The sequence below is a fragment of the Streptomyces sp. NPDC015345 genome, assembly GCF_043078805.1.
Lineage (GTDB): Bacteria > Actinomycetota > Actinomycetes > Streptomycetales > Streptomycetaceae > Streptomyces.
Map to the genome: position 1 here is coordinate 731,659 of NZ_JBIBTX010000002.1, position 21,525 is coordinate 753,183.

General features: G+C 70.0%; 23 protein-coding genes. 8 read left to right on the top strand and 15 right to left on the bottom strand.

Translation table 11 applies throughout. The features are described from left to right. The first annotated feature begins 10 nt into the window (after window positions 1–10). Window positions 11–1,492 carry a glycine betaine/L-proline transporter ProP gene (gene proP / locus ACF062_RS09500; protein WP_392137182.1) on the top strand — a complete coding sequence of 494 codons (1,482 nt, stop codon included), beginning with the start codon at window positions 11–13 and terminating at the stop codon, window positions 1,490–1,492. Here the strand turns inward: proP and ACF062_RS09505 are convergent. Next, complete coding sequence (locus tag ACF062_RS09505) at window positions 1,474–1,719, bottom strand: DUF397 domain-containing protein (protein ID WP_392137692.1); 246 nt, start codon at window positions 1,717–1,719, stop codon at window positions 1,474–1,476. The two genes, proP and ACF062_RS09505, sit on opposite strands and share 19 nt — an antisense overlap. Then, window positions 1,719–2,543, bottom strand: a complete 825-nt coding sequence (locus ACF062_RS09510; RefSeq protein WP_392137183.1) for a helix-turn-helix domain-containing protein — start codon at window positions 2,541–2,543, stop codon at window positions 1,719–1,721. Before ACF062_RS09510 ends, ACF062_RS09505 begins: the two co-directional genes overlap by 1 nt. Window positions 2,544–2,696: 153 nt before the next feature. Here ACF062_RS09510 and ACF062_RS09515 point away from each other — a divergent pair, with 153 nt between their 5' ends. Beyond that, entirely contained in the window at window positions 2,697–3,137 is a 441-nt protein-coding gene (locus ACF062_RS09515; RefSeq protein WP_392137184.1) for an ATP-binding protein, read from the top strand. A gap of 14 nt (window positions 3,138–3,151) precedes the next feature. Here the strand turns inward: ACF062_RS09515 and ACF062_RS09520 are convergent, their stop codons facing one another. The 3 genes from ACF062_RS09520 to ACF062_RS09530 form a co-directional block, all read right to left on the bottom strand. Beyond that, a complete protein-coding gene (locus ACF062_RS09520) occupies window positions 3,152–3,256 on the bottom strand; it encodes a hypothetical protein (RefSeq protein ID WP_392137693.1) in 105 nt (34 codons plus the stop codon). Between the two features lie 143 nt (window positions 3,257–3,399). After that, window positions 3,400–4,212: an SAM-dependent methyltransferase gene (locus ACF062_RS09525; RefSeq protein ID WP_392137185.1), complete on the bottom strand. Its 813-nt coding sequence runs from the start codon at window positions 4,210–4,212 to the stop codon at window positions 3,400–3,402. A gap of 71 nt (window positions 4,213–4,283) precedes the next feature. Next, a complete protein-coding gene (locus tag ACF062_RS09530) occupies window positions 4,284–4,997 on the bottom strand; it encodes a DNA-binding response regulator (RefSeq protein WP_392137186.1) in 714 nt (237 codons plus the stop codon). A gap of 118 nt (window positions 4,998–5,115) precedes the next feature. On the opposite strand from ACF062_RS09530, the gene ACF062_RS09535 reads away from it, so the two are divergent. After that, window positions 5,116–6,000, top strand: a complete 885-nt coding sequence (locus ACF062_RS09535; RefSeq protein WP_392137694.1) for an aldo/keto reductase — start codon at window positions 5,116–5,118, stop codon at window positions 5,998–6,000. A gap of 34 nt (window positions 6,001–6,034) precedes the next feature. Here the strand turns inward: ACF062_RS09535 and ACF062_RS09540 are convergent, their stop codons facing one another. The 8 genes from ACF062_RS09540 to ACF062_RS09575 form a co-directional block, all read right to left on the bottom strand. Next, on the bottom strand, window positions 6,035–6,859 hold the full coding sequence (locus tag ACF062_RS09540) for an endonuclease I family protein (RefSeq protein WP_392137187.1): 825 nt from the start codon (window positions 6,857–6,859) through the stop codon (window positions 6,035–6,037). A 503-nt stretch (window positions 6,860–7,362) separates the two neighbouring features. Then, window positions 7,363–8,037 carry a hypothetical protein gene (locus ACF062_RS09545; protein WP_392137188.1) on the bottom strand — a complete coding sequence of 225 codons (675 nt, stop codon included), beginning with the start codon at window positions 8,035–8,037 and terminating at the stop codon, window positions 7,363–7,365. 31 nt (window positions 8,038–8,068) lie between these two features. Beyond that, window positions 8,069–8,974, bottom strand: coding sequence for a TIGR03619 family F420-dependent LLM class oxidoreductase (locus ACF062_RS09550; RefSeq protein WP_392137189.1), 906 nt, complete (start codon window positions 8,972–8,974; stop codon window positions 8,069–8,071). A gap of 130 nt (window positions 8,975–9,104) precedes the next feature. Beyond that, a complete protein-coding gene (locus ACF062_RS09555) occupies window positions 9,105–9,698 on the bottom strand; it encodes a histidine phosphatase family protein (protein ID WP_223777690.1) in 594 nt (197 codons plus the stop codon). 107 nt (window positions 9,699–9,805) lie between these two features. Continuing rightward, window positions 9,806–10,603, bottom strand: coding sequence for a hypothetical protein (locus ACF062_RS09560; RefSeq protein WP_392137190.1), 798 nt, complete (start codon window positions 10,601–10,603; stop codon window positions 9,806–9,808). An 11-nt stretch (window positions 10,604–10,614) separates the two neighbouring features. Then, window positions 10,615–11,916 carry a VWA domain-containing protein gene (locus ACF062_RS09565; protein WP_392137191.1) on the bottom strand — a complete coding sequence of 434 codons (1,302 nt, stop codon included), beginning with the start codon at window positions 11,914–11,916 and terminating at the stop codon, window positions 10,615–10,617. A 396-nt stretch (window positions 11,917–12,312) separates the two neighbouring features. Then, entirely contained in the window at window positions 12,313–12,894 is a 582-nt protein-coding gene (locus ACF062_RS09570) for a peptidase (protein WP_392137192.1), read from the bottom strand. A gap of 48 nt (window positions 12,895–12,942) precedes the next feature. Next, entirely contained in the window at window positions 12,943–14,154 is a 1,212-nt protein-coding gene (locus ACF062_RS09575; protein WP_392137193.1) for a pyridoxal phosphate-dependent aminotransferase, read from the bottom strand. 84 nt (window positions 14,155–14,238) lie between these two features. On the opposite strand from ACF062_RS09575, the gene ACF062_RS09580 reads away from it, so the two are divergent. Together ACF062_RS09580 and ACF062_RS09585 are read left to right on the top strand one after the other, a co-directional pair. Beyond that, window positions 14,239–14,871, top strand: a complete 633-nt coding sequence (locus ACF062_RS09580; protein WP_392137194.1) for a winged helix-turn-helix transcriptional regulator — start codon at window positions 14,239–14,241, stop codon at window positions 14,869–14,871. Between the two features lie 43 nt (window positions 14,872–14,914). Next, on the top strand, window positions 14,915–15,196 hold the full coding sequence (locus ACF062_RS09585) for a hypothetical protein (protein ID WP_392137195.1): 282 nt from the start codon (window positions 14,915–14,917) through the stop codon (window positions 15,194–15,196). 29 nt (window positions 15,197–15,225) lie between these two features. Here ACF062_RS09585 and ACF062_RS09590 read toward each other — a convergent pair whose 3' ends face one another. Together ACF062_RS09590 and ACF062_RS09595 are read right to left on the bottom strand one after the other, a co-directional pair. Then, the gene (locus tag ACF062_RS09590; protein ID WP_392137196.1) at window positions 15,226–16,857 is read right to left on the bottom strand and encodes a hypothetical protein; all 1,632 of its coding nucleotides are present in this window, start codon (window positions 16,855–16,857) and stop codon (window positions 15,226–15,228) included. A 99-nt stretch (window positions 16,858–16,956) separates the two neighbouring features. Further along, the gene (locus ACF062_RS09595; RefSeq protein WP_392137197.1) at window positions 16,957–17,619 is read right to left on the bottom strand and encodes a hypothetical protein; all 663 of its coding nucleotides are present in this window, start codon (window positions 17,617–17,619) and stop codon (window positions 16,957–16,959) included. Between the two features lie 548 nt (window positions 17,620–18,167). On the opposite strand from ACF062_RS09595, the gene ACF062_RS09600 reads away from it, so the two are divergent. From ACF062_RS09600 to ACF062_RS09610, 3 genes are all read left to right on the top strand, one after another. Further along, entirely contained in the window at window positions 18,168–18,449 is a 282-nt protein-coding gene (locus tag ACF062_RS09600; protein WP_392137198.1) for a hypothetical protein, read from the top strand. Window positions 18,450–18,669: 220 nt separating this feature from the next. Further along, window positions 18,670–19,851, top strand: a complete 1,182-nt coding sequence (locus ACF062_RS09605; protein ID WP_392137199.1) for a hypothetical protein — start codon at window positions 18,670–18,672, stop codon at window positions 19,849–19,851. 824 nt (window positions 19,852–20,675) lie between these two features. After that, window positions 20,676–21,479 carry a hypothetical protein gene (locus tag ACF062_RS09610; RefSeq protein ID WP_392137200.1) on the top strand — a complete coding sequence of 268 codons (804 nt, stop codon included), beginning with the start codon at window positions 20,676–20,678 and terminating at the stop codon, window positions 21,477–21,479. The last annotated feature ends 46 nt before the right edge of the window (window positions 21,480–21,525 follow it).

Genomic DNA, 21,525 nt, shown 5'->3' on the forward strand with positions numbered 1-21,525 from the left:
TGACTGCACCGTGAGCGCGCCCGAAACACCAGAAACACCCGCACCGCCCGCTCCGGAAGCCGTCGCCCGCCACCGCGCGCTCTTCCGCGCGATCCACCGCCGCAAGCACCCCCGCCTGCGCCAGTCGGACATCACCGTCACCGAGGAGGCCCAGGTCAAGCGGGCGGTGAAGGCGACCGCCCTGGGCAACGCCATGGAGTGGTACGACTTCGGCGTCTACGCCTACCTCGCCGTGATCATCGGCAAGGAGTTCTTCCCGTCCGGCAACGACACCGCGCAGACCCTCTCCTCCCTCGCGACCTTCGCCGCGGCCTTCCTGGTGCGCCCCATCGGCGGCATGTTCTTCGGCCCGCTCGGCGACCGTGTCGGCCGCAAGAAGATCCTCGCGCTCACCATGATCATGATGTCGACCGCGACCCTCGCGATCGGCCTGATACCGAGCTACGCCTCGATCGGCGTCTGGGCGCCGGTCCTCCTGGTCCTCTGCCGCATGGTGCAGGGCTTCTCCACGGGCGGCGAGTACGGCGGCGCGGCGACCTTCATCGCGGAGTACGCCCCCGACAAGCGCCGCGGCTTCTGGGGCTCCTTCCTGGAGTTCGGCACCCTGATCGGCTACACGGTCGCCGCCGTCCTCGTCACCACCCTGACCGCGCTGCTCAGCGACGACGCCATGCAGTCCTGGGGCTGGCGCGTCCCGTTCCTGGCCGCGGCCCCGCTCGGCCTCATCGGCCTCTACCTGCGGCTGAAGCTCGACGAGTCGCCCGCCTTCCAGAAGATGGAGGAGGGTGAAGGACCCGCCGCCGAACGCCAGAAGAAGTCCCTCAGGGAGTCCTTCGTCGGCCAGTGGCGGGCAATGCTGCTCTGCATCGCGCTGGTCGCCGCGTTCAACGTCACCGACTACATGTTGCTCTCGTACATGCCGACGTACCTGACGCAGCTCGGCTTCGGCGAGACCGGCGGCCTGATGTCCATCGTCGTCGTCATGCTGATCCTTATGGCGCTCATCAACTCGGTGGGCCGCCTCTCCGACCGCGTCGGCCGCAAGCCGGTCCTGATGGCCGGTTCGGTCGGCTTCTTCGTCCTCGCGCTCCCGGCGTTCCTGCTGATCAAGCAGGGCGGCACGGTGTCCGTCTTCACCGGCCTGCTGATCCTCGGCCTCACCCTGGTCTGCTACCTGGGCGCCATGTCCTCGTCACTGCCGGCCCTCTTCCCCACGGACGTGCGCTACGGCTCGCTCTCCATCGGCTTCAACATCTCGGTCTCGCTCTTCGGCGGTACGACACCGCTGGTCGTCGCCGCGCTGATCGGCGCGACCGGCAATGACCTGATGCCCGCGTTCTACACGATGCTCGCGGGCCTGGCCGGTATCGTCGCCGTCGCCGCGATGAAGGAGACGGCCCGCAAGCCGCTGGAGGGCTCCCCGCCGTCGGTGGCGACGGACGAGGAGGCCAGGGAACTGGTCGAGGCCCAGCGTCAGCCGCGGGACGCGTGACGCACGAAGCGGGCCCATGCGCGGGGCTCCAGGGCGAGCTGGGGCCCTTCTGGGTTCTTGGAGTCGCGCACGTGGATGGTGGTGGGGCAGGGGGCGATCTCTACGCAGTCGTCGCCGGAGCCGCTGCTGTAGCTGGACTTGCGCCAAGTGAGGGCGACTTCGACGCAGTCACCGGAGCCGCCGCTGCTGTAGCTGCTTTTGAACCAGGCCAGTTCGGGGGTGCCCATCATGCTCCTCGCATCCGCTTCAGCAGGCTCATCGAGTCTTCGAACGAGAGAGCCTGGGAGCGCATCTTGGCATACCGCATCTGGAGCGTGCTGACCACTTTCGGGTCGGAAATCAACTGGCCGCTTTCCTGCCCCTCGCCGTAGGCAAACCACTTGTTCTCAGGGGTCTCCAGCAATTGCATGGGGCCATCGAGACCGGCATGGGTCTGCCGAGCTACCGGCATGATCTGCACCTCGATGTTCCTGCGCTCGGCGAGTGCCAGTACATGGTCGATGAGTTCCATGGTGACGTCATGCCCACCCACGTGGCGCAGGAACAGGTGTTCCTCCAGGATGAAGCTGTACGCCGTGTTCGGCCGCTCCGTCAGCAGGCGTTGTCGCTCCATGCGGGCCGCCAGCTTCTCCTCGATCTGCTCGTCGCTGAACGGCGGCAGTTGATTGACGAAAAGCGTGCGGGCGTACGCCGGGGTCTGCAACAGCCCCGGGATCAACCGACATTCGTACGTGTAGAGAGCGATCGCCTCCTTCTCCATATCGGCCCACTGCCGGAACCACGTCGCAAGCCCCGGCTTGCGGGACAGCTGGTTCGCCGCGAGCCGCAGCGTGCCGAACGCGTCGAGCGCGGCCTCGCAGCGGTCGACGAATCCGGGTGGAGGGAAACGCCTTCCCTGTTCGACGGACGACAGGAAGTGCGAGGAGCAGCCGACCTCGGGGGCCAGCTCCTCCTGGGTCTGCCCCGCGCGTTTGCGGAAGCTCTTCAGGACGGCGCCGAAGGTCTTCAGACCGTCCGACGCCTCGGGCTCTTTGCTGCTTGACGACATCATGAGTAACCCCCGGCGCTCGTGCATCCGTCCCCGCCAACGCCTCAATGGTTACGCACCGTTACCCCGAATGTCTACCCTTCGTACTCGTACGCTTACTCAGCGTACGAGTTTGGGGGCTGGTGTATGGCGCCAGGATGGGTCACCGTGGACGCCATGCTCACCCAAGCGCAACCCGCCGCCGCGACGCGGGAATTCACGCAACGCCTCAGCGCCACGCCTCGCGGCGCACGCCTCGCACGCAGGCTGGCCAGGTATCACCTGGACGACTGGGGTATCGCGTACGACAGTGAACTCTCCGACGCCGCGGAGGCGATCGTGGCCGAACTGGCGGCGAACGCGGCTACGCACGGCCGTGTGCCGGGCCGTGACTTCGAGGTCCGCCTGGTGCTCGGCGCGGACACGCTCCGTATCGAGGTGACCGACACGAGAACGGAACTCATGCCCCCGGAGACGCTGGAACCCCCGGACGCCGACGGGGAGTCGGGCCGGGGGCTCGTGATCGTGGCGGCGCTGGCCGACCAGTGGGGCGTGCTGGCGCGGCAGGTCGGCAAGACGGTCTGGGCTCACCTGCCCTTGCCGACGGCGGGCCGGTAGCGGAACCGCGCGGGTCAGCCGGGCAGGTCGCCGGTGTAGCGGTGGATGTTGCCCGCGGAGTTGACGCCCCACACGTTCGTCCGTGAACCCGCCGCGATCCGCGTCAGGCCACCGCTGATCTGCTTCCAGTCGGCCGTGTCTCCGGCTCCATCCGCTCGGGAATGCTGTCAGGCGTCGCCTGAATGAGTTACGCGCCGGGCGCACTGTTTGACGCATGTCACGTGCGCCCGGGGGGGGCAGGGGCGCCGCGCGGGTGGCGCGGTCACGGCTTGCGGGCCACCGCGCCGTACGCGTCGACCGCCGTCTGGTCCTCCGTCTCGGGGCGCCAGCGCGTGACCTGCGCGACGCCCGGCTCCACCAGTTCGAGGCACTCGAAGAAGGCGGCGATCTCGTCGACGGCGCGTACGTGGTACGGGATCGCGCCGCTCTTGTTGTACTCGTTCGACGCCGCGATCATGCCCTCGCTGGTGGCCGTGGAGTCGCTGATCACCAGGTAACTGCCGGACGGCAGACCGGCCATGAGGCGGGAGACCAGGTCGCGCGCCTCCTTGTGGTCCGCGACGTGGCCGAGGGTGTTCAGGATGATCAGCGCCACCGGCTGCGTGAGGTCGAGCGTCTTCGCGGCCTCCCGCAGGATCACCTCCGGCTCGTAGAGGTTCGCGTCGATGTACGCCGTCTCGCCCTCGGGGGTGCTGGTCAGCAGGGCCCGGGCGTGAGCGAGTACCAGGGGGTCGTTGTCGACGTAGACGATGCGGGAGTCCGGGGCCGCGCGCTGGGCGACCTCATGCGTGTTGTCCGCCGTGGGCAGGCCCGTGCCGATGTCCAGGAACTGCCGCACGCCCCGCTCCGTGGCCAGGTGGCGCACCGCGCGGCCGAGGAAGAGGCGGCTGGTGCGGGCCACGTCGACCAGGCCGGGGAAGATCTCCTTGATGTGGTCGCCGAGTTCGCGGTCCTTCTCGTAGTTGTCCTTGCCGCCCACGAAGTAGTTCCAGAAGCGTGCGGAGTGCGGCTTGCTGGTGTCGATGCGCGCACGGACGTCGGCGGCGGAGCCGAGCTGGGGGTCGTTGTCTGACACGAGAGCCTCCTGGGAACCTACGTCAGGTAGTTCGACGATCAAGCATCAATCTAGACGGTGTCCCGTCCGCGTCAGTTGCCTGCCCCACCCCGGCCGCCGAAATCCAACTCACCGGCGCGCAAACCCGCTTGGAAGCGTGACGTCGCGCCGAGCGCCGCCATGAGATCCGCGACGCGTCTGCGGTACGTCCGCAGCGACATGCCGAGCTCCCGCGCCGTCGTCTCGTCGGTATGCCCCGCGCTCAGCGCCCGCAGGACCCGGCGGGCCTCCTCGTCGAGCGCGGGAGGCCGCGTCCGCCGGTACTCGGCCAGATCGGCGGCGGTCTCCCAGGCCGCGTACACCAGTGACCTGACCCCTTCGACGGCGTCGGGCGAGCGGATCACCGTGTACGTACGGGTGCCCCGCACCGGCGCCCCGGCGAGAATCGCCACGCGCCGGTCGATGACGATCGCCTCGTGCACGAGCGGCGCCGCGGAGATCCGCACCTGCGCCCCCGACTCCGCGATCCTGACGAGCCGCGCCTTCGACTCGGCGTCCGCGAGCGCCCGAGGGGTGTACAGCTTGCGCATCACCAGGCCGCCCGGGGCCGGCCGCGGCCGCCGGCCCCCGGCGAACGCGGCGTTCACCCCCCGCGAGAACGTCACCAGGTCCGCCGCCGCGCACAGGAACTCCTCGCTCGCCCCGCTGAACAGGCTCCCCGCTCTGCGCACCAGCTCCCGCTCGCCGCGCAGGGACACGATCAGATCGGTGTTCGACGCCTCCGGCGGACGCGGGCTGCTCTGCATGATCCCGACAGTCTGCGACGACGTACGGAAGGGGTCAACGTGGCAGCAACTGGCCACCCGTTCGCGTACCGAGGACGGGCGTCGCAGGATCTGGCCCATGACGTCCACGGATGACCTGATGAATGACGACGCGCCACGCCCCGGCACCGGCGCCGCGGCAGCCGGCCACTACCTCATCGGAGGCGAACTCCCCGTCCACCGCATGGGCTTCGGCGCGATGCGGCTCCCCGCGTCCCAGTGGGACGGCCCCGCGCACGACCCCGCGCGAGGCGTCGCCGTCCTGCGGCGCGCGGCCGAACTCGGCGTGAACCACCTCGACACCGCGGCCTTCTACTTCTTCGAGGACATCGCGGCCAACGACCTCATCCGCACCGCCCTGCACCCCTACCCCGACGACCTGGTCATCGCCACCAAGGTCGGCCCCGGCCGCTTCCCTGACGGCAGCTGGATGGCCCCGGCGGGCCCGGCCGAACTGCGCGAGGCCGTGCTCCGCAACCTCCGCGAGCTGGGCCGCGACCACCTCGACCTGGTCTACCTCCGCTTCCTGGGGAGCGACGGACCCGGCGAGGACCGCTTCGCCACCCTGGCGGCGCTGCGCGAGGAGGGCGTGATCCGCCACCTCGGCGTCAGCGACGCCTCGCCACAGCAGCTCGCCGAGGCACGGGCGATCGCCCCGGTGGCCGCGGTGCAGAACCGGTTCAGTCCGCTGACCCGCACCGACGCCGACATGGTGGAGTTCTGCGCCCGGCACGGCATCGCCTTCGTGCCGTACTTCCCCTTCGGCGGCTCAGGGGCCCCCGACCTCCGCAGTGTCGAGGCCGTCGCCGCCCGGCACGGCGCCACCCCCGCGCAGATCACCCTGGCCTGGCTGCTCGCCACTTCCCCGGCGGTGCTGCCCATTCCGGGCACATCCTCTCCGGCGCACCTGGAGGAGAACGTGGCGGCGGCCGCCCTCCGCCTCGGCCCCGAGGACCTGGCCGAACTGGACGCCCTGGGGGCGTAGTCCGGGGCGTTTCCCGGGGCCGGGGCGACGGCGGTCACCAGACCTCTTCCACCCACTCCGGGTGGTCGATGAACGGGTTCCTGTTGTGCTGGAACTTGTCGAATATGACCTGGTTGCGGTTCTTCTCGAACGCGTCCGGCGGGTCCTCGTCACTCCACTGCTTCAGCACCGCCAGGCGGCCGATGGCGGGCGCGCTGCCGTTGTCCACCCTGTCGTTGGGCTCCAGGTCGGGGAAGCCGTCCTCGCCGTCGTAGCGCACGGCCATGTAGAGGATCATGCGGGCCACGTCGCCCTTGACCGCGTCGCGCGGCTCGAACGAGTCGCCGTCGGTGAGGTTGCCCGGGGCCCCGGCGACGGCGCCGCCGCCGTTGTCGAAGTCCTTGTTGCCACGGATGCTGTTGACCGTGACGTCCTCGGGACGCAGGTGGTGGATGTCGGTGCCGGGCCCGGTCGCCGTACCGAAGTCGCCGTGGGACTTGGCCCAGACGTGCTCGCGGTTCCAGTCGCCCTGGTCACCGCCGCTGCTGCTCTTGCTCCGCGAGGTGCCGGTGTAGAGCAGGATCACGTTCGAGCTGTTGGCCGGGTCCTGGTCGGTGGTCTTCAGGGCGTCCCAGACCTGGCTGTAGGAGAGCTTGGTCTGCTTGCTGACGATCGTGTGCAACGCGGACTTCAGCGCGGGGCCGGTCTTGCCGAGCGCGTCCTTGTAGTACGTGTCGTCGTAGGCGCCGACGGCCGCGGTCGCCGGAGCCGGTGCGGGGGAGGTGGTGGCCGTGGCCGTGGCGGGCACGGTGATGCCGACGAGCACGGCGGCGGCGGTCAGGGCCAGGGGTTTCCAGCGGCGTACGCGCGGGACGGGCATGTGGGGTGTGTCCTTTCCCGGGGGCTCGCGTGCCGCGCGTCCGCCCAAGGAGCGCGGGGTCTACGCGAGTTGACTGCTCGGTCACCGGGAGAGTCGCACGGATGTGCGTACGCGGGTGTGAACGTCGTGGGTCGGTCGGGTAACGATGTCATGTACGCGGCAGTGACCCGTGCCGAGGGCAGGCTTCGAGCGCCTGGATCACCGGCGCCGCGAAGCGCCGGGAGGCGTTGACCTGACCGGCGGTCGATGTGGCGTGGACGCCCCTGTTGGCCATGAGGACGAGAATCAGGTCGCCCATGACGAAGTCGGGCCCCGGGCAGCGAAGTGGTCGTGCATGAAGTGCCGCCGCTGGAGCAAGCCGCACTGGCGCACCGGAAGATGGACGCGGGTGAGGTCTTCGGCAGGATCGTGCTGACGCCGTAGCCCGCCATGGCCCGCCGGGGCCCGTGTTCTGACGGTGCCCGACGCCCCGTTCACGCGCGCCCCGTTCACACGCGCCCCGTTCACGCGCGCCTCGGGGAGGCCAGGAGATAGCGGGCGCCGCGTGGTCCGGCGTGTTCGCTCACCTGCCAGCCCGCCCGCTCCAGCGCGGCCGCGCAGGCCCGCAGCCCGTCCGGGGACGGCTCGCGGACGGCGACGGCCTCGGGCTGCGGGGTCGCCGACACCTCGTAGCCCTCGCGGCCCGCGTGGCCCGCGTGGCCTATATCGCCTTCGTGGCCCGGACGGGCGGGGAGGCGACCCGCCGCCTCCAGGGCCAGGGCCGCCGCCCGCACCAGATGCGTACGCTCCCACGCGCAGGGCCGGTCGCGGGCGCCGTCGGGGTTCGTCATGCGGCGCAGCTCGACCAGGCCCTCCCAGGCGCTGCGGACCTCCCGCGCGCGGGCGGGGCCCTCGCTCCCGGTCACGGACGTCTCCGTGCCGGTGCGCGCCGCGAAGACGCCGGAAGCAGCCGCGGACCCGGCGGCCGGGCCCGCGGCGGGCTCCGGTGTCCGCGCGGCCTCGTCCCGCAGGCGATGGCCCGCGGGCGTCAGGAAGTACGCGTGCGGGGGCCGGGGATGGCGGAAGGCCAGGCGCGCCCGCACCAGGCCCGTCAGCTGGGCCTCGGTCCCGGACAGCCGCCCGGTCGCCGGGTCCGCCGCCTCGATGATCCGTCGCTGCGTGGCCGTGGGTGGCTTCACCGCGCACGCACCCCTTTCCGCGTCGGTACCGTCAACTGATACCGATGGTGCCCTGTGCCACTGACATCACGAGCGCAAGCACCCGCCGGTCCTCGTCGGCGCCCGCCCGCTCGCCGGGAGAACCGGGGTAGGTGTCGAGCAGCACGTCCGTGGCGCCCAGCTCGGCGAGGGTCTCCAGGTCGCCGCGGATCTGGTCCACGCTGCCGTGCCCGAGCGGCCGGTCGGACGTGTCGGGCCGCTCCCCGAGCCGGATCTGGAGCCGCGGCGCGAGGTCCGGCACCGGGCGGCCCGCGGCCTCGGCCTCGGCCGCGATGCGGGGGAGCGCGGCGCACAGCGCGTCCCGCGTCGGCATGAACGGATGCCAGGCCTCGCCGAGCCGGGCCGCGCGGCGCTGCGCCGCCGGGGAGTTGCCGCCGACCCAGACCGGCAGCCGCGGGCTGGTCGCGGGGGCCGGGGCGGTGCGGACATCCTCGTACGAGACATACGTGCCCCGGAAGGACGTCGGGTCCTCGCGCCAGGCGGCGCGGATCGCGGTGAGGTACTCGTCGGTGATCGCGCCGCGCTCCCGGAAGGGGACGCCGAGCACCTCGTACTCGGCGGCGGACCAGCCCACCCCGGCGCCGAGGATGAACCCGGCGGCGTTGAGCCGGTCGATGTTGGCGGCGAGCCGCGCGGTCTGCAAGGGGTGCCGGTAGGGGATCACGGTGATGGTGGTGCCGAGCCGCAGCCCCGGCACGCGCCCCGCGAGGTGCGCGGCGAGCACGAACTGGTCGTAGAACGGCGCCGGATAGACCTCGTGGACGTCCGGGGTCACCGCGATGTGGTCGGAGATCATCGCGAACTCGAAGCCGACTTCACGGGCGTCGGACGCCTGCCGCACGAGGGAGTCGGGGGTGGTGCCGGAGCCGAAGTTGAGGAGATTCACGCCGTATCGCATGCGCGCAGTCTTGATGATCAAGAGCGCGGCTGTCGAATGGGACGGGGTGATCAAGTCCGCGGCTTTCGAAGGCGGGCGGGGCGGCGGCCACGGAGGAGGCCGCGGAGGCCGCCGCCGCCCGATCCCCGTACTACGGCCGCAGGTTCCAGCTCGCCACCACCGGCCGCCCGTGCTCCGTGCTCAGCCTGCTCACCGTGCCCGTCGCCAGGAGGAACATCGAGCCGCCCGACGCGGGCAGGCCCAGCCTGCGCGCGGTCAGGACGCGCAGGAAGTGGCTGTGGGCGAAGAGGACCACGCTGCCCTCGTTGTTGGCGAGCGCCGCGTCCACCTTGGCCAGCATGCGGTCGGCGCGCTCGCCGACCTGCTCCGGGCTCTCACCGGGGTGCTCCGGCGGGCCGGGCGCGACGCCGTCGGTGAAGAGGTACCAGTCGGGCCGCGTGCGGTGGATCTCGACGGTCGTGACGCCCTCGTACGCGCCGTAGTCCCACTCGCGCAGATCCGGGTCGACGTACGCGTCCGGGAAACCGACGAGCTCCGCCGTCTCCCGCGAGCGCCGCAGCGGGCTCGTGAACGCCGCGCCGATCCGGAACCCGCCTACGAGCGGGGCGAGCGAACGGGCCTGCCGCCTGCCGTTGTCCGTGAGGGGGATGTCCGTCCAGCCGGTGTGCTGCCCCGAGAGGGACCACTCCGTCTCGCCGTGCCGGACGAGGAGCAGATCGCCCATGGTCGCGCCATTCCTGTTCTTCCGGTGGTGGCCGCACCGTGCGGTCCGGCCACCACCGAGACTGCCACGCCACGCGGCTCGGCCGCGTGGCGGGCCCGCCGGGACGGCTACAGGCCCTGCGGTACCCGCGCGGGACGGCCCGAGCCGCGGGTCAGGGCGTATCCGCCGACGCCCGCGAGGGCCGCGAGGATGCCGCCGGCCGCCGTCCAGAGCCAGCGCGAGGACCACCAGCCGGAGGCCCAGCCGTCCTCCGGTTCCGTGGCGGCGGCGGGCCGCTGCCGGTCCGAGCCCGCGCCCGGCACCAGCGGCTCCGCGAGCGCCCCGTCGACGGCCTGCGCGCCGCCCGCGTCGGTCGTGGTCACCTTCGTCTCGGCCCGCACCGGCAGGCCGAGGTCGTCGGCCTTCAGGCCGGTGACCGTGAGCCGCAGGTAGTAGGTACCCGGCAGCGGGTCGTTCGCCCACTGCTCCGACCAGGCCCGCACCGTGCGCAGCGTGCAGGACAGGGAGACGGACCCGGCGTCCGGCGCCACCGTCCTCTTCGGCGTGCCGAGCCGGCAGGCCTGGCGGCGCCGCAGGCCGTCGTACACATCGACCTGCCAGGTGGAGGCCGCGTGCCGGGCGGCCGCGTCCGGGAGCTTCACCGTGGCGTGCACGGTGGCACGCTGACCGGTGTCGACGGGGAACGCCCAGTACAGGTAGTCACCCGTGGACGCCTCCGCAGTGGCCTCCTGGTCGGGGCGGATCGGGGTGGCGGTACGGAAGGACGTGCCCGCCTCGGTGGGGGCCTCGCCCTTGTCGTCACCGCCACCGTCACCGTCACCGTCGGCGGCGGCGGCTCCGGGGAAGGCCAGCAGGGCGGCCGTGGCCAGCAGGGCCGCACGTGCCCATACACGTGTCGAACGCATCGGACGGCTCATCAGTTGGTCCTCCAGACCGCGAAGCGCCAGCGGGACAGCCAGCCCCAGACCAGACCGGCGACGAAGCCGACGAGCACGAGCAGACCGAGCAGCCACCAGCCGTGGCCGAGGCCGAAGGAGGCGACGTCCGAGGCCTCGTCCGGGGAGTCGACCAGATCGACGGCCAGCTCGACGGGCAGGCCCGGCGTCTTCTTCACCGAGGCGGGCGCGGAGAAGGAGTTGCTGACCCGCAGACAGACGCTTTCAGTCGCCGCGTACTTGTCATCCTCGCCGCTCTCGTCGGCTTCCGGCCTCGGATAGCGCAGGCCGGTGGAGATGACGTCGGTACGGCCGTCACCGGACTCCTGGCCGCGCACGATCTCGCGTCCGCCCGGTGTCTCGGCGCGCAGCAGCACGCCGTAGTCCTGGTTGACGGCGCGGTCGGCCGACACGCTGACGGAGGCGCGCAGCTCCTTGCCCGCGGGCACATCGACGCGGTACCAGCGGTGCTCGCCGAACTCCTCGCGGTCGGTGTAGAGCCCCGACTTCAGCAGGGGCGCGTCGGCGCACTCGGCGGCACCCTTCGCCTCCACCGGCGTGACCACCGGATCGGCGGCGCGGTCGATCAACTGCTTGACACGGCCGGAGAGTTCATCGGTGTGCCGGATCGAGGTGTACGTGCCGCCGGTGGCCTCCGCGATGCAGCTCAGCTGGTCGCGGGTCTTGGCGTCCGGGACCAGGCCGAGCGTGTCGATGGTGAGGTGGATCCCCTTGGCGGAGATCTCCCGCGCCACGACGCAGGGGTCGAGCGGCTGGCAGGTGTCCTCGCCGTCGGATATCAGCACGATGCGGCGGCTGCGCTCGGCGGTGTCGTCCGTCAGGTCGTCGGCGGCCTTGAGCAGCGTCGGGCCGATCGGGGTCCAGCCAGTCGGCGCGAGAGTCGCCACGGCGGTCTTCGCGTCGGTACGGCCCGCCTTGTCGAGCCGCTCCACGGGGTAGAGCAGCTCGGTGTCCTTGCAGCCCGCCTTGCGGTCGTCGCCGCGGTAGTTGGCGCCGAGGGTACGGATGCCGAGGGCGACCTCGTCCGGGGTCGCGTCCAGCACTTCGTTGAACGCCTGCTTGGCGGCGGCCATGCGGGACTTGCCGTCGATGTCGCGGGCCCGCATGGACCCACTGACGTCGAGCACCAGCTCGACCTTGGGGGCGGGGCGCGCCGGTTCGTCGTCGTCATCGGCGGCGACGGGGCCTGCCGTGACGACTCCGGCGGTCAGGGCGGCAAGCAGAGCGATGACCCAGGCCGCCGGCCGTTGTCTTGTGATCATCGCCGGATCCTATTGATCTTGCACGACATCCGACAAAACGCAGCGGATCCACGGCCCCGGCAGGGGCGCGGGGACCTGCGGCGGGACTGGTGCCCCGTCAGGGGCGCGGGGAACTGCGCGAGTAACCACGACGGACGCGAGGATCCAGACGACACGGCGGGGCCTCGGGCCCCGTTTTGGGGGCGCGGGGAACTGCGCGAGCAACCACGACGGACGCGAGGATCCAAACGGCACGGCGGGGCCTCGGGCCCCGTTTTGGGGGCGCGGGGAACTGCGCGAGCAACCACGACGGACGCGCACACTCAGACGGTCCGGGCCAGGCCCCCGCCAGGCAGCCGCGGGGAACGGCGCGACCAGCCACCACGGCCCCGCACACTCAGACGGCCCCGCACCCCCTCACCGCAGCGAAACCCCCCGCCCAGCAAAGAACGGCTCGAACTCATCGACGGACATGACCGCCGCACGCGTCCCCGCATCGACCCCGGACGGATTGTGGAAGTGCAGCCGCCCGTCCGCCGCCCGGCCGGTGACCAGCACCAGGTGCCCACCCCGGCCCGGCGCAGCAAGCCACGGCCGGCGGATCTCGAAGTGCACGGAGGCGACGACCTGCCGCCCCTCGTCGAGGAGAGCGCCGATCTCCTCGACCGACAGGTGCCGGTGGACCACGGCATCAACACCGTGCGCCTCACGGGCGTACGCGGCGAAGGGAGCGTAGATCATCCCCCGGATGACCCCACCGGCCTCCGTATAGGCGCCGTACTTCAGCGCACCGTCCCGCAGTTCGAACAGGGACGGCGCGGACGGCCCGAGGAACATCCGGAAGCACGTCACCCCGCAAAGGTGCCCGCACCAGCGGGCGTAGTCGTCCAGGGTCGCCGCGCCCGACTCCCCCCACGCGGGGTCCGCGGCCCGGTCGTGGCCCGCGTACACGATGGGACCGACCAGTTCGGGCGAGGCGAACTGGGTGAGGACGGGCACGGCACAGGTGGTGCAGGACGGCGGCACGGCGCTCCTAGGTGCTCGGTGTCACTGGCGGTAGCCGCTCAGGAAGCGGCCGATTCGGCTGATCGCCGCGTCGAGGTCATCGGCGTGGGGGAGGGTGAGGATTCGGAAGTGGTCGGGGCGCGGCCAGTTGAAGCCGGTGCCCTGGACCACCTGGATCTTCTCTTGGAGGAGAAGGTCCAGGACGAACTTCTCGTCGTCGTGGATCGGATGGACCTTCGGGTCCAGGCGCGGGAAGGCGTACAGCGCACCCTTCGGCTTGACGCAGGAGACGCCGGGGATCTCGTTCAGCTTCTCCCAGGCCCGGTCCCGCTGCTCGTGCAACCGCCCACCGGGGGCGGTGAGTTCGCGGATCGACTGGCGGCCACCGAGCGCCGCCTGGATGGCGTACTGCGCGGGCGCGTTGGGGCACAGCCGCATGGAGGCCAGCATCGTCAGGCCCTCCAGGTAGTTCTTCGCGTGCTGCTGCGGTCCGGTGACGACCAGCCAGCCCGAGCGGAAACCCGCCACCCGGTACGTCTTCGACAGGCCGCAGAAGGTGAGGACGACGAGGTCCGGGGCGAGGGCGGCGACGCTGTGGTGGACGGCGTCGTCGTAGAGGATCTGGTCGTAGATCTCGTCGGCGAAGACCATCAGGCCGTGCCGCCGGGCGAGATCGAGGATGCCCTCCAGGACCTCCTTCGGATAGACCGCGCCCGTCGGGTTGTTGGGGTTGATGATCACGACGGCCTTCGTCCGGTCGGTGATCTTCGCGGCCATGTCGTCGAGGTCGGGATACCAGTCCGCGGACTCGTCGCACACGTAGTGGACGGCCTTGCCCCCGGAGAGGGTCGTCACGGCCGTCCACAGGGGGAAGTCGGGAGCCGGGATGAGGACTTCGTCGCCGTCTTCGAGGAGTGCCTGCACGGCCATGGTGACCAGCTCGGACACGCCGTTGCCGAGGAAGACGTCGTCCACGGAGACCTCGTCGAGGCCGAGCGCCTGGTAGCGCTGCGCGACCGCGCGGCGGGCGGACAGGACGCCGCGCGAGTCCGTGTAGCCGTGCGCGCGCGGGAGCATCCGGATCATGTCCTGGACGATCTCCTCGGGCGCCTCGAAGCCGAAGAGCGCGGGGTTGCCGGTGTTGAGGCGCAGGACGCTGTGGCCCGCCTCCTCCAGGGCGTTGGCGTGCTCGATGACGGGGCCCCGGATCTCGTAACAGACCTCGCTGAGCTTGCTCGACTGCCGGAACTCCATGCGGTGCGCCTCCCGTGACGTGAGTTACTTGGTTTTACCAAGTCACACCTTGGAAAGTCCAACAACCTGTCTAGACTGCGTCCCATGTCACCTCGCCGAAGCTACGACCAGTACTGCGCGGCGGCCCGGGCCCTGGACGCCGTGGGCGACCGCTGGACCCTCTTGGTCGTCCGGGAACTGCTGGTCGGCCCGCGCCGCTACACCGACCTGCACGCCGACCTGCCGGGCGTCAGCACCGACGTCCTCGCCTCGCGCCTGAAGGACATGGAGCAGCAGGGCTTGGCCACGCGGCGCCGCCTTCCCCCGCCCGCGGCGGCGTACGTCTACGAACTCACCGAGCGGGGCCGGGAGTTGCGGCCGGTCCTGGAGGCCCTCGCCGGATGGGGCGCGCACGGCCTGGCGGAGCGCAGGCCCACGGACGCGGTGCGCGCCCACTGGTTCGCGCTGCCGCTGCTGCGGCGCCTCGCGGAGACCGGGCTCGAAGGCGTGGTGGAGGTGCGGCTCGACGAGGGACGCTTCCATGTACGGCTCGCGGGCGGCGCCGAGAGCTACGGCGACGGGCCGGCGCCGGACGAGCCCGACGCCCGCGTCACGCTGGACGCCGGGACGTGCGTGGCGGTGAGCCGCGGCGAACTGACCGTCGGGCAGGGCGTGCGGGAGGGCCGGATCGAGGTCTCCGGGGACTCCGTCCTCGCCAAGGCGCTGCGCGCGTCGTGACCGCCGGTGCGACGCGATGCAGACCCTTGCGGAAGGACCCAGGATGGGGCAGCGGAACAGTGGCGCGGGGAAAGACCTGCGGTCGGACGAGGACGCCTACCGCGATGCGTTCGATCTGTTCCTCGCCGGGACCGATCAGAAGACCCGTACGCACGCCTACCTCTGCCAGGTGATCGACCGACTCCCCACGCGGCGGCTGTTCTTGGACGGAGGCAGGACAGGTCTGCACGGCTCTGGTGCAAGACAGGAGCTGGGGGAGCGGGACGGGGGCAAGGCCGAGCCTCCCGGCGCCCGGCCACGTGTTCGTGGGGCGGGCGCCGGGTGACGGGTGTTTCCTGCGGGTGGCGGCCGGGATCACTTCTTGGCGGGCGGCACGTTCCGGTTGCCGACAGCCGTTCCCGGGGTGAGGGACTCGTCCGTCACGTCGGTGTCCTTCGGGTCGTAGGGCACCACCGGCTCCTCGGCCGGGGTGTAGGGAAGCGGCCGGTGGGTCTTGCAGCGCTCGATCTCGGTGGGGGAGAGGGTGCCGTGGCGCTGGAAGACGCGGTCGGAGGTGATGCGGGAGGGGCCGTCGTAGGTGATGAACTGCCGGTAGACGGTCGGCTCGGTCGTGGAGTTGGGGTCGCCGTCCGTGACGGTGTAGTGGCCGTCGGCCCGCTCGCGGGCGGCGGACACCTCCACCCAACTCGCGTGATTCTTCGGGGTGACGACGTCGATGTCGCGTTCGGCCGTCCGCGACCACTGCCAGGGCTGGTCGCGGACCCTTTCGTAGGCAGCGGCGAAATGCACTGCCGCCCTTCCGGCTTTGTCCTGGCTGGCGTCTTGTGCGACGCCTGATTCCTTTGCTTCCTTGGAGGGGTCGGCGTGTGAGACGTCATGGCTCAGGTCCGTCGAGGTCAGTCCGTCGTGCGAACTGGAGTCGAGGAACTGCGTGTTCTTCGACTGAGTGGCGCTGTCGAAGGAACGCTCGCGATACACGACCTTCCTCCTGTCCCGCAGAGCCGCCGAGGCCTGGCTCTCGCTGAACGTGCAGTTCTCGTAGACCTCACCGATCGGCCTCGGCCGGTCGTAGTAGCCGTAGGAGTACCGCTGATTGAGGGTGAACTTGCAGTCCTTTTCTACGCACTTCTCCAGGGCCAGGGTCGGGTCGGGCTTGGAGGAGGTCACGGAGGGCTCGTTCCCCGTGAAGGACTGGGCGGGCGGCAGATCGGTCTTGCGCCGGCTCTTGTCGACCTCGATGGGTCGCTGACGTGCCGACACAGCGGCGATCATGGGATGGCACGCCGTAGCCACCGGGTTCTTGCTGTTCTGGCCGTACTGCACGTCGGGCAGGATGAAGGCCATTTCGGGGTGGTCGGTCTCGGCTTCGAAGGAGATGGTGGCTCGCTGCCAATTCGCCGTACCTACTTCGACCTTTGTCCCAGTCGTGGGTTCGATGGTCTCAAAAGTCGGCGCGGGCACCGTCACCTTCCACTCTTCGTTCCTCTTCCGGTTGATGCGCACTTCCAGGGGGAGTTCTTTGCGCTGTCGATCCGCGCCCTGCCCGGTTCCCGGACAATTCCTGTCGACTGTGGGAGCGTAGTCGTAACTGAAGGTCACCAGGGACCCCTTACGCACATCCCACAGCCGAGTCTTCAGCTGCTTGTCGTTGTCGAGGCCCTTGCCGTCGGCAGTGGGTAGCGCATCGACACGAACGGCCTGATCATCGCCGTGGTTCGCCCGATACTTTCCTGCCGCGACCACCGCGCCGGCTGTGTTCGCCTTGAGGGTGGGGCCCCAGTACCACGGTGTCTGCTCTGAGGTCCCGTAGAGCTGTTCCCAGTCGTTGGCGCTGGTCCGCACGGCTTGCGGCTTCCTGAAGGACCCGTTGACCACCGGCACGTCGACTTCCCTCTCTTCCAGCTGCGGCGGCGTAGGCTCCGCCCCTGCCGCGTGGACGGCCGATACCGGCAGGCAGGCCATCACCACACCGACCGCCAGCAGCACACGACGGCTCATTCTCTGTCTCACTTTTCTCTCCTTCAATCCCTGACGCCAAAGCGCCAACTACGTTCTGGAACCACTTGTTTTGTCCGCGCGTAACCGTCAGCAGAATCGCTCCTTCGTGTCGAAACGAGTGACGTCAGGCGGAACGGTCGCCATCAGCGACAGGGGAATGGAGCAGAGTCCGTGCGCCGCTTCGCTGAACGAAGTGTCACGATCCTTCTGGGCTTCCTGGAAACCCGTGATCTTCGACTCAAGGCCCTTCTGGAAGTCCTGCTGGTGGGTGTGGGCGCCCTGGATCCCCGCCACTTGGTCCATGCACGTCGAAATGTGCGGTTCGCCTGCGGCCTTCTTGTCTCCGGACGAACCGGTGCCTGGAGGCTGACCGGCCGATTCATTCGCCGCATCGGATTGGGCCTGCTGGGCGGGTGATGCGGGTGGGTCCGGCGGGCAATCCTTGAGGCGCGCGTCGACCCCGCTCTTCATCTTGCAGGCGGGCGACTGCGATTGCCCAGGTGACGCGGAGGGGCACGGATCTTCCTGCTTGACCGAGGGCTGAGTCACTGACGGAGTCTCTGCCGGAGACGCCGACGCCGCGTCCGGAGACGGCGCGCGGGAGTAGTCGGGTGACGGCGCTGCCATACCCATGTCGTACGAATGGGAGGCCTTTGCACCGGAGTTGGGGGCGGCGACCGCTGACGCGCCGAGAAGTCCGGCTGTCAGCATGACGGGAGCGACAATCGCAGCGATTTTGCGGCTGTCCACGAGTTTTCTCCTCTTCGGTTTTCGGGACAACCGGTCGAAGCCGAATACGCGTATGCGCAGCGGAGGGGGGAGCGCAGTCCACGGCCCCATCGACCGGTCGATAGACCTAACTAGACGTCACATCCCTTCCGTCACGCAGGGCAAGGGATGCTCAAGTGCGGTAGAAACACCCCGATCGGACCTCTGTGCTACCCAGTGGTGCAGGTCAGAGCGCCGGGGAATCGGCCACATCAAAGTTGTAACCCGGCCGGAGTGGCAGCGCGAGTTGGGATGGGCGGAGGGGCGCCCGGCAGGCGCGCCTGCACCTGCCCTCAGGTGAACCGACAGACGCGGTACGGGCTTTGGCACAGCTGGGCGAGTGCCACCGAATGCGCGTCATTTGCACGGGGCGCCAATTGACCCGTACGGCCCGAGAAGTTGGCGTCGTGGCAAGACCCGGGCAAGGCTCGGCGCGAAAACGTTTCTCCCTATGCGGGGCGGCCTGACGACGCCGGTCGTGCGCCGCCCGTTCGGCCTGTCCCGCACAACTCCCGAAAGGAGCAACGCACATGCGAGCTCTTGTCGCAGTTCTCGCCTCCGTGGCACTTGCCTCGGCGGCTCTCACCGGTGAGGCCGCCGCGGCCTCGCCTGCCCGGCCGACCCCCGCTCCTCGCGCCGTGAGCGCCATGGACCCCTGCAACCCGGTGCTCTTCGATGCGCCGAAGGAAGGCGAGGCGTACTGGTACTACGACGTCGACGGGGGCTGGTGCGCCTTCGCGGACAAGGAGGTTCCCCGGCTGGAGAACGAACGCTGGGACAACTGGGGGGACTGCTGGGACAGATGCGGCTGAAGTGACCCGCAGGGCCGGGCCGTTACCGGCCCGGCCCTGCGCAGGGTCACACCAATGCACCAAAAAATCGGATAATCAACGCCTACGGGTGCAGAGGGCAACAGACCGTGTTTAAGGTGCGGTTGAACAAGGGATCACTGTGACGGGAATCTCCGGTGAGGGATTCGTGCCGGTCACCCGTGTGGTCCGTCCCCTCCCCGTACTACCTCAGGAGACTCCTGTGTCCAAGCCGAACCCACCCACGGCCCGCTCCGCCCGCCGTGGCCTCGTCCTCGCAGTGCTCACCTCGCTGAGCCTCACCATGCCGGCCGCCGCGCCGGCCCACGCCGATCCCGTCAGCAGCGACTCCGTGGAGCTGCCCGCCCTGCCCGAGGCCCGCGCCTACGACGCCAAGGGCAAGCCGATCAAGGACTACCGAAAGGTCCTCCAGGAATGCCAGACGCCGCAGGGCAAGCCCTCTCCGTGCGTCTTCGAGCTGAAGGAGAAGAAGGAGTTCAACACCGGTGTGGTCTCAGTGGGCAACGTGGTCGAGAACTGCACCGACGACTCGATCGTCGTCACCAAGGAGGCGGAGCTGACGTCGTCCTCCACCGACAACATCGGTGGGGAGATCTCCGGCAGCGCCATGTTCGAGGGAACCATCAACAACACGGCGTCGGTCACCATGGACGACACCGTCCAGGTGACCGGGTCGACCACCAAGCAGAACGCGACCGAGAACACGCATCAGACCTGGTCACCGCACAGCTCCAAGGCCCAGTCGTCCAGCACGAACAAGGCCAGCTCGCAGGTGAGCGGGACCGCCACCGGCCAGAAGACCGCGCATGTCGGTGCCACGAACACCGTGCTGGTCGGGGCGCGCGCCAGTTTCACCGCGGCCTTCCGGGCTACGTTCTCCAAGTCCTGGACCAAGACCGCGAAAGAGACCACGACGCACAAGTTCGAGGTCCGCCCCGGCCGGACGCTTCACTTCGGCGCGGCCTTCGCCATGGCCAACGTCACCGGTGACATGACGAACAAGAAGAACGGGAACAAGCTGGAGAACTTCTCCATGCACACGCCTTCCACGGCGAACTCCAGCAGGCTCATCGCCCAGGCGTTCAACTCACAGAACTGCCCGAAGCTCGCCCAGCAGAAGGGCAACCCGAACGGCGAACAGGGCGAACACAGCAATGACCAGAAGGAGGGCGGCACGGGCACTGGGGGCAACACCCAGCAGGGTCAGACCGGGAGCAACACCGGCAACAACGCCCAGCAGGGCCAGACAGGTACTGGCAACAACGCCGGTGGATCCTCGGATTCGAGTCGGGCCCTCAAGCCCAGCCAGAAGGCCGAGGCGCAGCAAAGCCTCATCCCGGGCAAGCAGCCCGTGGAGACCTGGCAGGTGCCACTGCACCGATGACCGATGACCGGCGACGCGGAGCGGGCCGCCCGGCGAAGGGCGGCCCTGCTCAGGAAGGCGGGCGCTGGATGTCCGGCGCGTGCCCGTCGTTGCTGGTGGTGTAACCGCCGTCGAGGTCGTGGAAGTGACTGCATGGGCAGTCCTCCACGGCCTTGCGGCTGCTGGGGGCCTGCTGGTGGACACGTCGGGGTGACGGTAACCAGCCGCACGCGTTCTGCCAACTGACGGCTCTGGGCGCGGCGTTCGGCCGCCCGCCTACACAGAACGAAGCGGCTGCCGGATGGTGCGCATGACGGTGGCCGTCCACTGCTGATGGGGGCGCAGTACGGCAGGTGCGAAAGCAGGGCCGGGTCGCGACGGCGCGGGGCTCGGCCTGGAGTACCGGCTCGATACGCATCATGTGCTCGAAGAGCCGCCCGGCGTGCGGGGTCATGCTGCCTTCGGCCGACCCGCATCCAAGGCCATCCACCGAGGGCCCTGTTGGCGACGGCAGGTATCCCCGTCCGGCCGCGACTCCCCCCGCTGTGCCGCCGTCCCGCGGTGTCATTGCCGTACCTTCCGCGGCGTAGCCGTCGGGTCGACAGTCATCGGAGCATGACGGTCCCAGCCAATTGCCGTACGAACCGGCCTGCTTGCCTTCCGCGCGCATCGAGCGCCTCGATGTCGCGCCTCAGAGGCGCTGTCTCGAGGGTGAGTTGAGTGAGCAGATGCTCAAGTCCCGCCCCGAACGGACGTGCTGAGGATGCGCTCGGCTTGACCGCGAGCAATGCTTACATCACGGACAAATCGGTCCGTGAGAAACCAGCGAACCCAGAGGAGATGCCATGCGAGCATCCGCTGTACTGACCGCTGTCGGCCTGGCCACCGCCGGCCTGCTGGCGGCCACTCCCGTCACCGCCACCGCGACCGCCGCCACTTCCGCCGCGGCCGCACCCACCGCGGCGTCCCCGCACTCCGAAGGCCCCGCACTGATGCTGATCTCGCAGGAGACGGCGAAGTGCATCGGCCTGCCCGAGACCACCGCCGTGAACCGGGGCGTCCGCGGCCTGGCCCTGGTCCGCCTCGGCCACACTCCGGTCAAGGCCCCCCAGCACGTCGTCGCCGAGTGCTTCGACGAGGCGGCCGAGGACACCGACAACCCCATCCACGAGCTGGCCCGCGAGCACGGCGAGCTGCTGGGGCTGAAGGCCGAGCCCACCGACTCCGAGCGTCCGCCCAAGGAGTGGCTGCGCCCCACCCCGGAAAGCGCCGACGCCACTCCTGACGCGCACCGCCCCACCACTGCCGGCGAGCCCGTCCCGCCTGACCCGTCCGCCCCGCCCACCCCGTCCGACCCGTCGGACTCGGAGCCGGCTCTCGGCACCAAGGAGAACCCCGCGGTGGCCATCGTCGACTCCGTCGTCGGCAAGGTGTGCACCGACGTCCCGGTCGCGAAGACGCGGAGCATCGTCGAGCTGGCGGGAACCGAGGCGCAGGACCTCCTCACCGCGCCCCGGAACCAGCGGTGCGACGACGGCTTCTCCCCCTACGGTGAGTACGAGCCCCTGCTCGACATCATCGAGAAGCTGCCGTCGCTCTCGGATGACGCGGACAGGCCGGACGACGGCAGGCGCCCGGTGCGCACGTGACCGCGTAGCCACGCACAACGACGGCGCCCCCGAACGCGAGAAGCGG